Origin of the sequence: Methylorubrum salsuginis, assembly GCF_900114375.1 — a bacterium.
GTDB lineage: Bacteria > Pseudomonadota > Alphaproteobacteria > Rhizobiales > Beijerinckiaceae > Methylobacterium > Methylobacterium salsuginis.
Map to the genome: position 1 here is coordinate 1 of NZ_FOSV01000014.1, position 14,974 is coordinate 14,974.

Below are 14,974 nucleotides of genomic sequence, written 5' to 3' on the forward strand. Positions count from 1 at the left end.
GCTGAGCGGCCGACAGGCGCGACACCCGTCCCGGGTAGGCCAAGCTCTCGACGCCGGCCCGGCCGCGCTCAGAGTAGAGGGTGCGGTGTTCCGCCACCGAGCTCTCGTCGAGATACAGCGCCGCGGCGATCCGGGCCGGCGTCCAGCCGTCGTCGAGGAGCAGAAGCACGTTCAGGCGCCGATGCACGGCACTGTTGAGCTGGCGCCGCATCAGCGCCAGGAAATGCCCGCGATCGTCAGGAGACAGAATCAGCCCTGCCATTCCTGAAGGGATCACGCAAAACCCGCGCGCGAAAACCTAAAAACGGATTCCTTCCGAAGTCGCGGTATACCAAGTGGCACGGAACCGGACTGATGGTCCTGCTCTATGCGTTCGGCGGACGCCCGCCGCCCCGCCGTCGCGGGGGCAATCGACGATGCGTCAGGATCATCGCCGATCGGGATCGCACCGCGTGGCGGGCCAAGTCCTCCTGTCGCGCGGAGGCAACAACCGCGCACATTGTGCTCATTTCTTAAATTATTCCAGATTTCGACTGTCGGCCCTCTCCGTTTTCACTCGATCCGACAGTTACTTGTCTTTCCGGGCGATCCGGATTGGGTCTTTTTCAAACGATCCGAACAACTGCACCAGTCTTGCAACTTCACCGGTGCACCTGCAGGAGAACGGTCACGACGCGAGGGGCCGTCGGCGATCGGGATGCGGGCGGCGGCACTTGGACGACAGGACGTGCGGAAGGGCCGGAGTGCAGGCCGAGGGACCGAGACCAATCGGCGATGATCCTGACGCATCGTCGATTGCCCCCGCGACGGCGGGGCGGCGGGCGCCCGCCGGACGCACGCAACAGGACCATCGATCCGGCTCCGTGCGGCTTGGTATGAACCTGCGCGAGGGGGCGACGTCACGACACGTCCGCCTGGGCCGGCTCGGCGACCGGACCGGGGCCGTCGATGCGGGCCGGCCGAATGATCGGCGTCGGCTCGCGGGCCCATCGCGCCGGCACGGCGACCATCCCACGGCGCTCCCGTTCCGGGATGCCCACACCGCCGCTTCGCGCCCCCGCAACCGCCACCGGCCCGAACACGGGCGGTTCGCGCGGGCGGGCGAGACGGACCGCTAGCCCGATGGCGGCGCGAGGCGGATCGATCACTCTGCGCGGGCGGCTCTCCGTCGCCGGCCGCGTCGTGCTGACGGCGGGCGGCGGCTACGGGCTCGCGGCACTCGCCGCCGCGCTCCTGTCGCTCACGCTGCCGTTGGCGCGGTCCGAGGCGGTGGCTGCCGCGACGCTCGTCAGCTTCCTCCTGATGCCCGCGGTCGCCATCCTCGTGTTCGCGATGCGCTCGCTCCGGCGGGCGAGCGCGACGGTCGCGGGCGCGGCCCTGGTGCTCGGCGCCCTGCTCTGGCTGGCGATGCGAGGTGCGCCATGAAGAACAGCTTCCGCCAGTCGATGGCGTGGCTGCACACGTGGTCCGGCCTCGTGGTCGGCTGGGTGCTGTTCTCGATCTTCGTCACCGGCACGGCGAGCTACTCCCGCTCGCCCGGCCGCACCGCCAGGCCTGGAGCGAGGGGCTGGCCCTCGTCGCCGTGCTCTGCCTCGCCGTCGCCGCCGCGGACGTGGCGACGATCGGGGGGCATCCCCTGCGTCGGTGGGGCTCGGGCGCGGCCGTGTTCCTCTGGTTCGACGGGGCGATGCTGGCGCTCGCCGCGCTGTTCGCGGTCGCGGCCCGCAAGGTCTCGGCTCACGCGCCCGCAGCGCCGCGGCAGAGCCGCACCGTCGGGCCCGAGGACCGCTCCCGGCTGCCGGGGGAGCGGGCATGACGCTGTCCATCCTCCTGCTCAATCTGGGCTTGAGCTTCGCCGCGCTCTCGGCGCTCTGCCTCAGCCTGGACCGGCATCACAAGGACATCCTCCGATCGAAGCCGGGCCGGTCGCGGATCGTCCTGCTGCGGGCCCTCGGCTGGACCGGCCTCGGCCTGTGCCTGCTGATCGCCGGCGAGGCGGAGGGGTGGGACTTCGGACCGGTTCAATGGATCGGCACCCTGACCGGCGCCGGCCTCGCCCTCGTCCTGCTCGTCTCCTACCGCCCCCGCTCCATCGGCTGGGCCGCCGCCGCCGCCTTCGGTCTGGCGATGACGGCGGGCCTGCTTCAGCGGCTCGCCTGACGACGGCTCCCGTGCGGGCGGGGAACGGAGCCGATAGATTCGGGGGGCCGTCAACGTAGCAGCCATAGGCCCCCGGCCATGGGGAACGCCTGTAGCGCGGCGGGCAAGCCGCCGCACGTGACGCTCGACCCGCTCGAACACGAAGCGGGGCGGGTTGCTGCTCCACGCATCGACTCATCGAGCGGACGGCGACCTCGCGGTCCTTCGGCATCGGCCTGCCAGCGGATCTCGACGAAGAACAGGGCTATGCCCTCGTCGAGCCAAATCTCGCGCACGGCTGCAGGCCCTCGTCGCCGAGCGCGGAACCCGATCCATGGCGCCTCGGCGTGACATGGCGTTCTGAAAGCTACTATTGACTAGGCGAACTGCTGAAGCGGCGGGCTGCGGCAATTCTCGATCAGGTCGGCGCTCTGGTCGATACCGCAACGCAGATCGATCTCCGCCCCTTCGACCCGTATCGCACGCCTCCGGGCGGCGCCGGGGAACGGAGACATTCCGTCGGTGCAGTCGTTGACGTCGGAGTCTGAGTCCGCCTCGATCTCGAATCTTCCTGCAGGTGACGGCGCCGCTCAGGCGAGTTCGCGCAAATCCTCGATCACGCCGCAACCGGCGGCGCGCGCCTCAGCCTCGAGTGCAGGGCGGACCGTCGAGAAACGAGCCATGAACAGGAAGTCGGCTTCGGACTCGCGCGCCGCCTGAAGATCGGCAAATGCGTCACCGACAAAGAGGATTCTTTCGCCGTCGGAACCACCCGATGCGCGGCGATGCGCCCGGATGCGTGCCAGGTTGTCGGCCTTGGTGGCGGGTGAGCCGTAGATCGCCGAGAAGTGGCCGGCAAGGCCGCGCGCACCCAAGACGTCACACAACTCGGCCTCGTCGCTTCCCGAGACGACATAGAGGGTACGCCCGCCCTGCCGAGCGCGGACGAGCGCCGCCTCCAGTCCAGGGGTCTCAGGTTGCGTGAGATACCCATTCTTGCAGCGTCGGCCGAAATCCGCGAGCAGCGTCTCGATCGGGACCGGCCGGATTGCCCCGAAGCGGCCGTCGAGCGCAGCCTGGAACAGGCGATAGCGCGACAGGCCGAAATTCGTGCTCTGGAATGCCGAGAAGGCCTCAATTTCCGCAGGCGGAAAGCCGTGGCTCGCCAGCACCTCCCGGAACAAGGCCGTCTTCAGGTCATTCGAGTCGAGAAGCACGCCGTCACAATCGAAGACCACGACGGCGTAGCAATCCAGGCGCGACATGCTCGATCAAACTTCGAGCGCTTGAGCTTCCGCGTAGATCGAGCGCGTCGCGACATCGTAAAGCGTCGGGGTCAGACTCGCCACGCTCACATCAGGCTCCGCGCGCATGCGGTTGATGGTCGCCTGAATTTCAGTGGCGAGTTCCTGCTGGGCGACGCTCGCATGGGCATACCCGTCGAACCCAACCAGGAAGATTTTTCGAGCGGAGACAGCCCGCGCCGCTCCGAAGGCCAGGGCGAGGGGACCGATATCGGAGACAGGCCCGAGACCACCCCCCTCACTCGGGGGATAAGGTGCGGCCTGGAATACGGGGCTCTTCAGGGAAGTCGGCACGGTGCCATGGAAACGCGGCGGCTTCGGCACGACGAAACCTGCGACCGCACCGCCATCGGCGCTGTCCGGCAGGTGCACGGCGGCGTGGCCCGGAAGGCAGACGAGTTCGCGGCCCCCGAAGGTGCCGACGAGGTCGAGATGCTGCGTGTTGGCGTGCACGACGCAGACGCCGCCGGCCCGGGCGAAACGGCGGATGGCGTCGATGTGGCGCGTGACGCTGCCGCCACCACCGATGATGAGGACCGTGTCGCCCCCCTCGCCGGGCAGGCCGCCGGTGCTCAAGGCAGGAAACGCCTGATCGTCGAGGAGAGCGTTGCTCTGGTTTTTCAGAGCCCGCACGACCGAGACCGGCGAGTATCGGCTCTTGCCGAGCCAGTCCATCACGTCCTTCTGCGGAAGATTGGCTGCACCCGAAAGCATATAGGCGAGGTTCGAGCCCCACTTGAAAGTGTCTCGCAGGGTTTCAAACTGTTGGACGATGCTCGCGACCGCGTCGAAGTCGACCTCTACGCCTGAACGCGCCTTCTCGACGAGGAGCATTTCGGTGCGCGTGTTGCCTGCGCCGCGGCCCATGCCGACGAAGGTCGCATCAAGGCCGAAGGCTCCGGCTTCGAGCGCCGCGAGGGAGTTGGCGAACGCAAGGCAGGTGTTGTCGTGGCCATGGAAGCCGATCGGCTTACCGGGGAACATTTCTCGGACGGCGGTGATCTGACGTGCCACTTGCGTTGGCACGCAGCCGCCGTAGCTATCGACCACGGCAAGCACGTCGATGACATCGTAGCCCTCGAGGAGTGGGCGGAACTCGCGCAGATCCTCGGAATAGGTAGAGAGGTACATCGTGTTGAAGCCGACCTTGAAACCGAGTTGCTTCAAGGCACGCGCGAGCGAGACGCCGTGGGCGAATTCTTTGGGCGCGACCGCCATGCGAACGATATCGACAGTGCCCACGAGATGGCCGAGCAACTCGGGCAGCCGCTCCGGCGTGCAGTCTTTAGCATCGAGCATGATGCCAAGTTCTTGATCGGGCCGCAGGATTTCGCGCGCCCAGGCCAGGCGCTCCTTGCCCAAGTAGCACCACTCGCCACGGTAGCCGGCGGCAGGATGGTTGCAATAGCCGACTTCGAGCGTGTTGATCGGAAGCTTTGCGACTTCGTAGAGATAGGTCTGCACCAAAGCGTCGTCGAAATCCCAGCTGGTGTAGTAGCCACCGTCGCGCAGCGTGCAGTCTAGAATCTCGAAAGCCATGGCGGTTCCTGTGCCTTTACAACTGCATGAACTTCCGTTCACCGAGGCCATCGAAATCCGGCTATTTTATGCCCACTCGGCCCATGATCGGCCCTCTAGCGCAAAGACATTTCTCCCGAGATCGCGTCGGCACCCCGAAACGACGCGCGCACCATCGGCATCCGTGCCGTCCAGGGAGGCGACTCTCGACGGGGAACGACTTCGGCATACCGCCGGCTTATAAGCCTAAATTCCTAAAGATTTTCGAGATCAAATCGCTTAGAAGCCCAATCGCGCTCCTTGAGCGGGAACGTTCGTTCGAAGCGGGTGTCGGAAAGCATGGCCATAGAAGTACAGCATGGCGTCGTCCTCGGTGCGGACGGCGAGCTCTTCCTGGCCGACGGCCATCACGTGCTCGAATATATCACCGGCAAACGCTCCGTCTCAGAAGCGTCCTTTGAGGCCTTCGACAGTAATTTGCGAACCCGTAAACAGCTCGCGACCGAATCAGGCGCGTGCTACGCCCATCTTGTTGCTCCTGACAAGCACAGTGTCTATCGGAACAAGTTCCCGCTCGCAGACATTCGCATCATCGGCGACCTCTACCGCCAACGAACCGAGACGCCGTTCCTGTTCCCGGTCGAGCGCTTGCAGGCGCTGGCTCCCATTCCCGCTTACGGTCGTACCGACACGCACTGGACACTTCACGGACGGATCGCCATCGTCGAGGAGTTGATGCAGGCGCTCGGCCTACCGGAGGGCCGCATCGAGAAGCGCTGCGGGTTGCTGCGCTCTCGCATCCGTCCGGCCGAAGCCGAGATCGTCGGGGACCTGGGTGGGCGTTTCACGCCCCCTCGCACCGAACCGACCGATCTGTTCAAGCCGAACTGGAAAATTCATCGGTTCAGCAACCGCGTCTCGAAGGGCACTCAGGGCCAAGTCATTCTTTGCGTCAGCGGCCATCCGCTTGCGGAAGGCCGGCTGGTGATTTTTGGCGACTCGTTTCTTGCCCAAACGCTGCCTCTGCTGACGGTGTTTTTCAAGGACGTACTGTTCTGTAGAACGCCGTACTATCACCGCGAGATCGTCCTAGGCGCGCAGCCAGACTATATTGTGTCAGAGAACGTCGAGCGCTATCTCGGTCACGTCGAGAGTGACGCGAACGCACCGCCGATGCTGCTCATGGCTCCCATGCACGGGCGGCCGACCGACTATCAGAGCGCGGATGCAAAGGCGCTCGGAGCCGTTCTGGCCGGTCGTGGCACCTTGTACAAGGGTCTGATCCGTGATCTCGAAGCGGCGTGAACGCCCTTTCTGGCACTTTCGTCCGCAGAGCCATCGCCGATCGAATCTCCATTTGATCGGATTACACTGCGTCAGGCGATATCTCGGCCAGACCGAATTCGAAGCTTGCCACTCCGGAAGCTTCGAGGCCCAATCACCGGCGATCGATCCCTGGGCACGCCAGCATAGGTGTTAGGACGATATGAGCGTACTGAGCGACTGGATCATCGAGAAGGGAAGCTCGGATTCGATAGCGATCGTTGGCAACGCTCCGAAGATTCTGGAGCGGGAAGACGGAGCCTTGATCGATGCGCACAGCACGGTCATTCGGATCAACGATGGGCGCAGCGTTGGCTTTGAGAAGCATTGCGGCGCAAAGACGGATATCCGTTTTGTCGGCATCCCCATCAAAGAGCGGTATAGAAAATTTTTCACAGACCTCCGCGAACCCTCCCTACTGGTGACGCGCCGCGCCAACAAGATCGTACTCGACGAACTTGGGCATGATGGAGATTCTGTCTATATCGACGACTATTCTAAAATTATCAATTCAGCATTACCGACACTTTCAAAATTCGTTTCGATTGCCGAGATCCCAGCCAAGCCCCCAAGAACAGGGATTGTGATTACCTCCCTGCTTGCCCCGCTGTTTGGGAAAAGTAAAATTACTTTGTTTGGCTTTGAAACCGACCTACGCGTCACCGGACTGGAGCACTATTACAACGATGGCAGAGTTTTCCAGAAAGTCGTCGATAACTGGCAGTCACACTGTCCGATGGAGTTTGAATTCGGGTTGCTTCACGATCTGCAGGCCCGCAATTACATAGACATTCGATGATGACTGACCGATGTCGAAGATGACCCTTGGGATGCCCATCTGATGCGGCACGATGAGGGCTGCTGCGAGTCATGGGAATGCCTCCTCGACATCAGCACCTCATACGCCAGACCGCACACGCCGAACGGAAGCGAAAACATTGCGGGCGTCACAGGGCCAGCCCCAACCCTCGACTTTGCCGCTTCGAGGGTGGTCCGATCGGAGAGCGAAGGAGGTTCGACAGGTAGCCTTGAGCCGTACCCCGAGAGCCATTCCGAGCCGCTCTTGGCGGCCCCCTGCTGCTGGGATCGTCTCGGCGTTCGCGCCGCTGTGCGCCACCGCTCGCCGTGATGCGCGGTTCGCCGCGATTCTCTCATCCGATCCACTCAGAGCGGCAGCGCTCAAGGCATCAGGAGAGCGACGGTTCGTGCCGAGCCGGCCATTCGAAGCCGTTGCCCGGGAAGCGTGTCCATGTCGGCGTCGAGACCTGGCGGGAATGGGCGGACGAGGCGACCGACATAGGACGAAGCCGAGCTCATGAGCCTGCCTCGGAGCGATGGCGGCCACGCCCGGCATTCGTCAATCGAACGGCGTGCCGAGTTCCGGATGTCCCTGGGCGATCGCCCGTCCCAATTCGTCCGCCGGAAGGGGGGCGTTCGGCCACAGATAGGTGAGGTCGAATTCGGCATAGGCCGCGAGCGCCGCAGGCTCGGGGATGCGGATCGAACGGGTCTCCAGGGCGATGAGTCCGGTCCCCGCCATCGCCGTGAGGCAGCGGCTGACATGGACGGCGGTCAAGGCCGTCATGTCGGCCCAGCTCTCCAGACGGAATCGGGGAACGAGGACGCCCGTCAGGCTTTGGGCGCAGGCGGTCCGGCTCATCACCTCGCAGAGGCGATGGGCCAAGCGGTTCTCCCCCGGCAGCGACTGGGTGCGGAGCCATTCCGTGTAGATGCCGGACGAGCGCGCCCCGACCCGCCAGATCGCCCACCCGACGGTCGGACATTCCTGCACGAGCCGGTAGGCGTCCGCGACGGGCAGGCCGGCGACGACGCAATCCGTCAACGCCACGAAGCCGTCCGCCTCCGGCTCGCAGAACGCCCGGTCGCAGCAAACGTCCCCGGCCGCCAGCAGGCCGACGATGCGCCGCTTGCCGTTGCGCGACAGGGCGTAGCGCGCGATCAAGCCGTGCAGCACGGTCAGGAGGCCGGCGCCCGCTGTCGGCGGCAGCTCGGCATTCGCCTTGAGGTGGAGGGCGGGCGAGAGGTGGCGGGCCAGTCCCTCCCGGCCCACGGCGTCCCGCTCCCGTCCGAACGGAAACGTCGGCAAGCGCGTACGGCGCGCGGTCAGGACGGTCAGGTTCGACGGGGGATGAGCGCGCGGAGCGGCGGCCGGAGCGGGGCCGGACATCGTCATGACGCGTCTCTCCCTCCTCTCGAGGTGGGAGCGTCGGGGCGGAGCGGGCCCCGAGGCTCGATCGGCGGCGGATGATGAGGGCGGCGGAGCGGGCGGATTCCGCCTCTCCGGGCCTGCATGACGGTGCGGCGGCGTGGCCGGCGCGCACGCGCCGGAGCGCCGTTATCGCAGGGCGGCACCTCGGCCGTAATTCGGATGCGCCCGTACGGGCCGGCCCGTACGTCGCCGGAGCCGGACGGGCGGCGAGGCGGGCGTTTCAGCCCAGTCCCGCTTCGAGGCCGGTCCGGACCAGATCCTGCAGGGTCTCGCATTGGGTCTTCGCCATGATCCGCGCGCGGAACACCTCGACCGTGCGGGGGCTGATGCCGAGCGCCTCTCCGGTCTCGCGATGGGTCCGACCCGCCAGGATGCGTTCGAGCACCTGTCGCTCCCGATCCGTCAGGCGCGCCAGCCGTTCCGCTGCCAGCGCCCGCCGCGAGGCGTTCGACGGGGTCCCGGCCTCGCGCACGGCCGAGCGCATCGCCTGAATCAGGGTTTCGGGGGGAAACGGCTTCTCGATGAAGTCGCAGGCGCCGAGCTTCATCGCCCGCACGGCCATCGAGACCTCGCCGTGGCCGGTCATCACCACCACCGGCACGGTCGATCCGGCGGATCGGAGGCGGACCAGCAATTCGAGGCCGTCGATGCGGGGCATGCGCAGATCGGTCAGGATGCAGTCCGCCTGCGGAAGGGCGGGCTCGGCCAGGAGCCCCGCCGCGGTGGCGTGCTCACGAACCACGAAGCCGGCCGCTTCCAGGACGGCGGCGGCGGTCGCCCGCATGGCCGCGCTGTCATCGACAAGGTGTACGATCCACCTGGGATCCACATTGCCCTCCCCCATCGACGCCCGGCTCTCCGTGCCGCATCGGCTTCTTCCGAAAGCCGGTTCCCGCCTTCCGGGCCGATGTTCCGGCCTCCTGTACCGCATCGGCTGCTTCCGAAAGCCGGTTCCCACCTTTCGGGCCGATGCTCCGGCTTCTTGTGCCGCATCGCTCCGACGCCCGGTATCCACCTTACGGCCGATATCCGATGTCGGCCGCCGGGGGGCGTCGATCCGCGCGGCCGGGCGGGGGGACCGAGCGAGGCCGCCGGCCCGTGGCCGGAAACCGCGTACGGGCAACCCCTTATGGCGCCGGGACGTCGGAGGGTTCATGCTCGCCGAAGCGGCAGGCCGGAGCCATGGTTCGAGCGCATGACATCAGCGCAGGGGACGAGAGTCCTGAGTCGATGGAGCCTGGGGCCGTGCTTCGATTTTGACCTGAAGCGTCTTCGCCCGACATCCGGTGCGTCGGCGAGGACCGGGGGCCCGTCCTGGGCCGATGCGGCGATGAAAGCCACCCGGGCGCCGCGACAGCGTCGGCGGACGCGCCCCATCCCGCGCCGGGACGACACGCGAGCGATTCCGCCGTCTTGGGAGGCCGAGCCGATGACCATGGAGGCGGCCGGCCCGGGACGGCCGGGACGCGGCCGCTGGCTGCCCCGGTGGCCCGGCCCCTCGCGCGGCGGCCCGCCGACGGCGCTGGGGTCGGCCGCTCTCCTTGTCGTCGGTGCCGGCATCCTCGTCGCCGACCCGCTGCCGGTGATCCTCGCGCTCCTGCCGGCCTTCGCCGCCGCCGTCGCCTCGCGCTACGGGACGGCCGCCGGAATCTGCGGGCTCACGGGCGCCTTGAGCGCGATGGCGCTCGCCGCATCCGCCTTGAACCAGCCGGACGCGGAGCGGGAGATGGATCTGCTCGTCTTCGCCGCGACCGCCCTGGCGGCGTCCGTCGTCGTCGGCCTCGTCGGTCACCACCGCACGGGCCGGCTGCTTTCGGGCGAAAGCGCCGACGCCCTGGCGCGGGCCTGCGACGACCGCACCACCCTGCTGGTGGAACTCGAGCATCGCATCCGCAACGACTTGGCGGCGTTGCAGGCCACGGCCACGCTCCTGGCCGCCTCGGTCCGGGAGCCCGAGGCGCGGACGGTCCTCTCCGACATGTCGGGCCGGCTTCGCCTGTTCGGCTGCATCTACCGGCGGCTGGGCGCCGAGCCCGCGAACGACGCGCCGGTGGCGATGGCGCCGTTCCTCGAAGAGTTCCACCGGGAACTGTGCGAGGCGCATCTCGGCCTGCGCCGCATCGCCCTCGACCTTCGGGCGGAGGAGGCCGGCCTGCCGCGCGGACGGGCCGTCCTCGTCGGCCTCATCCTCAACGAGGGGGTGACCAACGCCCTCAAGCACGCCTTCCCGGGCGGGCGCGGAGGGCACATCGAGATCCGGTTCGCCCGGGACGCGGACGATCCGGCCACCCTGGTCCTGTCCATCGCCGACGACGGCATCGGGCTGGCCGGTCAGGCATCGCCCCGCGGCACCGGGATGGGAACGCGCTTGCTCCGCGCCCTGGTCTCCCAGCTGGACGGAAGCCTCACGCTGGACGCGCAGGACGGCCGGACGATCCTCCGGGTGAGGTTTCCGGCCTGACCGGCCGGGGCGCCGGAACCCGGGGCGGTCGACCTTGGGCCGATTCCAAAGGAACCGTGATTGCCCTTAAGTTCGTGACGATGCGGGCCGCGCGACCGGCTCCGAGTGGATGAGTGCGAGTTGCGATGTCGGAGCCTCGGGAGCGCATCGCGGTCGGCTCGAGGGGGAGGCTTGCAAGGCCGGGGCCGACGGTCGCCGCGCTCGCCCTGCTCGGCCTGGTCCTCGCCCTGGCCGCCGCCGGCTGGGTGCGTCAACGCAACGAGGGCGTCGCCGCCGAGCGGTTCGAGACCGCGGCGAGCCGCCTGGCCACGCGGGTGCAGGACCGGTTCGCCCTCTACGAATACGGCCTGCGCGGTGCGCGCGGCGTGGTCGCCGCCATCGGCGAGGCCGGGCTCACCGGTGCGGCGTTCGAGCGCTACGCCCGCAGCCGCGACTTCGATCGGGAGTTTCCCGGCGCCCGCGGCTTCGGCTTCATCCGCCGCGTCCCCGTGCGGGCCGAGGACGCCTTCCTGCAGGCGGCACGCGCGGAAACCCGCGGCTTCGCCATCCGCCAGCTCGCCGCCCATGACGGCGAACGCTTCGTGATCCGCTACGTCGAGCCGCTCGCACGAAACCGGGAGGCGATCGGCCTCGACGTGGCCTCGGAGCCGGCGCGGCGCGACGCGGCGCTCCGGGCGATGGAGACGGGGGCGGCGGCGATGACCGGCCCGGTCACCCTGGTGCAGGCTCCCGGCGAGGTCGAGCGCGGCTTCCTGGCCTTCCTGCCGGTCTTCGCCCCGGATCGGCCGCATGCGACCCCGGACGAGCGCCGGGCGGCGACCGTCGGCTGGTCCTACGCGCCGCTCGTGATCGACGAGGTGCTGGCCGGTCTCGATCTCGACGCGAACGACCTCGACTTCGCCATCGAGGACCGTTCGCCCGGCCAGACCCAGCGCTTCTACGCGACCCCGGGGATGAGCCGGCCGGCGGACGCCCTCCCGGCCACCTCGCGCCGTCTCGCGGTCTTCGACCGGGATTGGGCGATCGCCCTGCGCGCCCGGCCGGCCTTCGTGCGGGATTTCTCGCGTCCGGCGCCGCTGGTGGCGGGCGGGGTCGTGCTGCTGCTGGGTCTGCTCGGGGCCGGGCTCACCCATCTCCATCTGAGGGGACGCCGCCGCGACATCCTGGCGGCGGTGCAGAGCGCCCGCCTCGCGGCCATCGTCGAGAACGCCGAGGACGCCATCCTCGGCAAGGCGCAGGACGGGACGATCACCGACTGGAACCCGGCCGCCGAGCGCCTGTTCGGCTATCCCGCCGCCGAGGCGGTGGGGCGCAAGGTCGTCGACCTGATCGTCCCGCCGCATCTGCGGGCGGAGGAGGAGCAGATGCTCGCCGCCGTCGCCCGCGGCGAGCCGGTGCCCTCGCGCGCGACGCTGCGGCGGCGGCGGGACGGCACGACGGTCCACGTCCTCCTCGGCGTCTCGCCGATCCGTGGGCCGGGGGGCGTCATCGTCGGGGCCGCCACGGTGATGCGCGATGTCGGCGAGCGCATCGCCCACGAGGCGCGCATCCAGGCCCTCAACGCCAGCCTGGAGCGGCAGGTGGCCGAGCGAACCCAGGCCCTGCGGGCGGCGTCCGCCATCCGGTCGGCCATCCTCGAGCACGCGGGCTACGCCATCATCGCGACCGATCCCGACGGGCGCATCACCGTGTTCAACCCGGCCGCCGAGCGCATGCTGGGCTACGCCGCCTCCGAGGTGGTCGGGCGGGCGACGCCGATGCTGTTCCACGACGAGGCCCAGATCGGCGAGCGGGCGCGCCGCCTCTCGGCCGAACTCGGCGAGCGGATCGAGCCGGGGCCCGACACCTTCCTGGCGCCCGCCCGCCAGGGCCGGCCCACCGTCGACGAGTGGATCTACCGGACCAAGGACGGACGGCGCCTGCCGGTGCTGCTGAGCGTGAGCGAGATGCGCTCCGAAGTCGGCGGCCGGCTCGGCTATCTCGGCATCGCCCTGGACCTGAGCGAGCGCGACCGCCACGCCGCCGAGATGCGGGCGGCCAATGCCGGCACGTGGAGCTACGACATCGCCACCGGCCGCGTGCGGCTGTCGGCGGAATGCGCCCGCCAGCACGGCCTGCCCGATGCCGAGACCGACCTCGATGTCGCGGCGGGATGGCGCCCGCTGGCGCATCCCGACGACGCCGCGCAGGTGCTCGCCGACCTGAACGCGGCGATCGAGACGGGCGGGAGCTACACCACCGAGTTCCGCGTCCCCCTGGCCGACGGGCGGACCCGCTGGCTGACCGCCATCGGCCGCGTCGAGCCGGGGCACGCCGCCGGGACCGGGCGCGTGATCGGCCTGACGCTCGACGTGACCGCCCGCAAGGAAGCCGAACACGCCCTCGTGGAGGCGCGCCGGGAGGCGGAGCGCGCCAACCGGGCCAAGGGCGAGTTCCTCGCCGCGATGAGCCACGAGATCCGCACGCCCCTCAACGCGATCCTGGGCTATACCGGCCTCATGCTCGACGGGGGGCGGCTGGGGCCGGCGGAGCGGCGCCAGGCCGAGCTGGTCCGCTCGGCCGGCGCGGCGCTGCTGACGGTCGTCAACGACATCCTCGACATCTCCCGGATCGAGGCCGGCGCGGTCACCCTGAGCCCGCACCCGTTCTCGCCCGCGGCGCTCGCCGCCCAATGCCTCGCCCTCGTCGCGGTCTTGGCCGAGCCCAAGGGCCTGGCCCTGCGCCTGGAGACCGCCCCCGACCTGCCCGAGCCCCTGCTCGGCGACGAGGCCCGGCTGCGGCAGGTGCTGCTCAACCTGCTCAACAACGCGGTGAAGTTCACCCAGGCCGGCGCGGTGACGCTGTCGATCCGGCGCGACGACGACCCGATCGAGGGCGGCGAGGGCCTGTCTTTCGGCGTACGGGATACCGGCATCGGCATCCCCCGGGACAAGCGCGACCGGCTGTTCAAGCGCTTCAGCCAGGTCGACGGCTCGGTGGAGCGCGAGTACGGCGGCACCGGCCTCGGGCTCGCGATCAGCAAGGCGCTCGTCGAAATGATGGGCGGCGAGATCGGGGTCGAGAGCACGCCAGGGGTCGGCTCGACCTTCTGGTTCACCCTGCGGCTGCCGCGCGCCGCGCCGGTCGCGGCGCCGCCGCCCGCAGGCCGGGCGAACGATCGGGCCGGGCGGCTTCTCGTGGTCGACGACAACTTCGTGAACCGGGAACTCGCCCGGACGGTCCTCGAACGCGCGGGCCATGCCGTGACGGTGGCGGGCGACGGCGAGACCGCCGTCCGGGCGGTCGCCGACGGCGATGTCGATCTCGTGCTGATGGACGTCCAGATGCCGGGCATGGACGGTCTCTCGGCCACCCGGGCGATCCGGGCGCTGCCGGGGGAAGCCGGCGAGATTCCTGTCATCGGCATGTCGGCGGGCGTGTTGCCGGAACAGGTCCGCCGCTGCCGCGAGGCCGGCATGGACGAGCATGTCGGCAAGCCGTTCGATCCGGAGGCGCTGGTCGCGCTCGTCGGCCGATGGCTGCCCGGGGACGAGTCGGGGGACGCGCCGACGGACGCGCCCGGACCCGGCTTCGACGCCGCGCGATACGACGACATGGCCCGTCGCCTCGGGCCCGAGCGGCTCGACCGCGTGCTGCGCGTCCTCGACGATGATCTTGAGCGCGCCTTCACGGCGGCGGCGGGGACGCCCGAGGGGCGGCGGCAGATCCGGTTCGACGCCCACGCCGTCGGCTCGGCGGCGGGCGTCATGGGCTTCTCGGCGATGACGGCCGCCTGCCGGATCCTCGAGGAGTTCGAGGAGGTGCGCCTCGCCACGGAGGGGATGGCCGCCTTCGAGACGGCGCTCGAGCGTGTCCGGCACCTCGCGGCCGAGATCCGCACGGAGCTGCGGAGGCGGCTCCACACCGAGCCGGCCTGAGGTCGCCGGGCCGCTTACTCAGCGGAGCGACGCCGTCCGGCACGAGACCGCCGATGCCGGCCTCCTCGACGGCAGGCGCGGC

At 69.0% G+C, this 14,974-nt stretch carries 11 protein-coding genes and 1 pseudogene; 7 read left to right on the forward strand and 5 right to left on the reverse strand.

Annotated elements, in window-relative coordinates; translation table 11 throughout:
- The coding region (locus BM140_RS16170) for a helix-turn-helix domain-containing protein (RefSeq protein WP_131803859.1) at positions 1 to 262 on the reverse strand (262 nt) is incomplete at its 3' end.
- A gap of 860 nt (positions 263 to 1,122) precedes the next feature.
- Between BM140_RS16170 and BM140_RS16175 the strand changes: the two genes are divergently transcribed.
- The 3 genes and pseudogenes from BM140_RS16175 (at position 1,123) to BM140_RS16185 (ending at position 2,160) form a co-directional block, all read left to right on the forward strand.
- On the forward strand, positions 1,123 to 1,425 hold the full coding sequence (locus BM140_RS16175) for an iron transporter (RefSeq protein WP_091948500.1): 303 nt from the start codon (positions 1,123 to 1,125) through the stop codon (positions 1,423 to 1,425).
- A pseudogene (locus tag BM140_RS26325) lies at positions 1,422 to 1,532 on the forward strand (PepSY domain-containing protein); the annotation flags it as partial. The gene BM140_RS16175 and the pseudogene BM140_RS26325, both read left to right, overlap by 4 nt.
- 280 nt (positions 1,533 to 1,812) lie before the next feature.
- Entirely contained in the window at positions 1,813 to 2,160 is a 348-nt protein-coding gene (locus BM140_RS16185) for a DUF3325 domain-containing protein (protein WP_091948503.1), read from the forward strand.
- Between the two features lie 569 nt (positions 2,161 to 2,729).
- On the opposite strand, the gene BM140_RS16190 is transcribed toward BM140_RS16185, so the two are convergent.
- Both BM140_RS16190 and BM140_RS16195 read right to left on the reverse strand, forming a co-directional pair.
- Positions 2,730 to 3,404, reverse strand: coding sequence for an HAD family hydrolase (locus BM140_RS16190; RefSeq protein ID WP_091948507.1), 675 nt, complete (start codon positions 3,402 to 3,404; stop codon positions 2,730 to 2,732).
- A 6-nt stretch (positions 3,405 to 3,410) separates the two neighbouring features.
- Positions 3,411 to 4,982, reverse strand: a complete 1,572-nt coding sequence (locus BM140_RS16195; RefSeq protein ID WP_165616477.1) for a beta/alpha barrel domain-containing protein — start codon at positions 4,980 to 4,982, stop codon at positions 3,411 to 3,413.
- Between the two features lie 318 nt (positions 4,983 to 5,300).
- Here BM140_RS16195 and BM140_RS16200 point away from each other — a divergent pair, with 318 nt between their 5' ends.
- On the forward strand, positions 5,301 to 6,266 hold the full coding sequence (locus BM140_RS16200; protein WP_091948513.1) for an alginate O-acetyltransferase AlgX-related protein: 966 nt from the start codon (positions 5,301 to 5,303) through the stop codon (positions 6,264 to 6,266).
- 181 nt (positions 6,267 to 6,447) lie between these two features.
- Complete coding sequence (locus BM140_RS16205) at positions 6,448 to 7,083, forward strand: glycosyltransferase family 29 protein (protein WP_091948518.1); 636 nt, start codon at positions 6,448 to 6,450, stop codon at positions 7,081 to 7,083.
- 558 nt (positions 7,084 to 7,641) lie between these two features.
- On the opposite strand, the gene BM140_RS16210 is transcribed toward BM140_RS16205, so the two are convergent.
- Positions 7,642 to 8,478, reverse strand: coding sequence for a Crp/Fnr family transcriptional regulator (locus tag BM140_RS16210; RefSeq protein ID WP_091948521.1), 837 nt, complete (start codon positions 8,476 to 8,478; stop codon positions 7,642 to 7,644).
- Positions 8,479 to 8,734: 256 nt separating this feature from the next.
- On the reverse strand, positions 8,735 to 9,358 hold the full coding sequence (locus tag BM140_RS16215) for a response regulator transcription factor (protein ID WP_091948524.1): 624 nt from the start codon (positions 9,356 to 9,358) through the stop codon (positions 8,735 to 8,737).
- A 585-nt stretch (positions 9,359 to 9,943) separates the two neighbouring features.
- Here BM140_RS16215 and BM140_RS16220 point away from each other — a divergent pair.
- Complete coding sequence (locus tag BM140_RS16220; protein WP_114436005.1) at positions 9,944 to 10,975, forward strand: sensor histidine kinase; 1,032 nt, start codon at positions 9,944 to 9,946, stop codon at positions 10,973 to 10,975.
- Positions 10,976 to 11,100: 125 nt separating this feature from the next.
- The gene (locus BM140_RS16225) at positions 11,101 to 14,892 is read left to right on the forward strand and encodes a PAS domain S-box protein (RefSeq protein ID WP_091948530.1); all 3,792 of its coding nucleotides are present in this window, start codon (positions 11,101 to 11,103) and stop codon (positions 14,890 to 14,892) included.
- Positions 14,893 to 14,974: the final 82 nt, after the last annotated feature.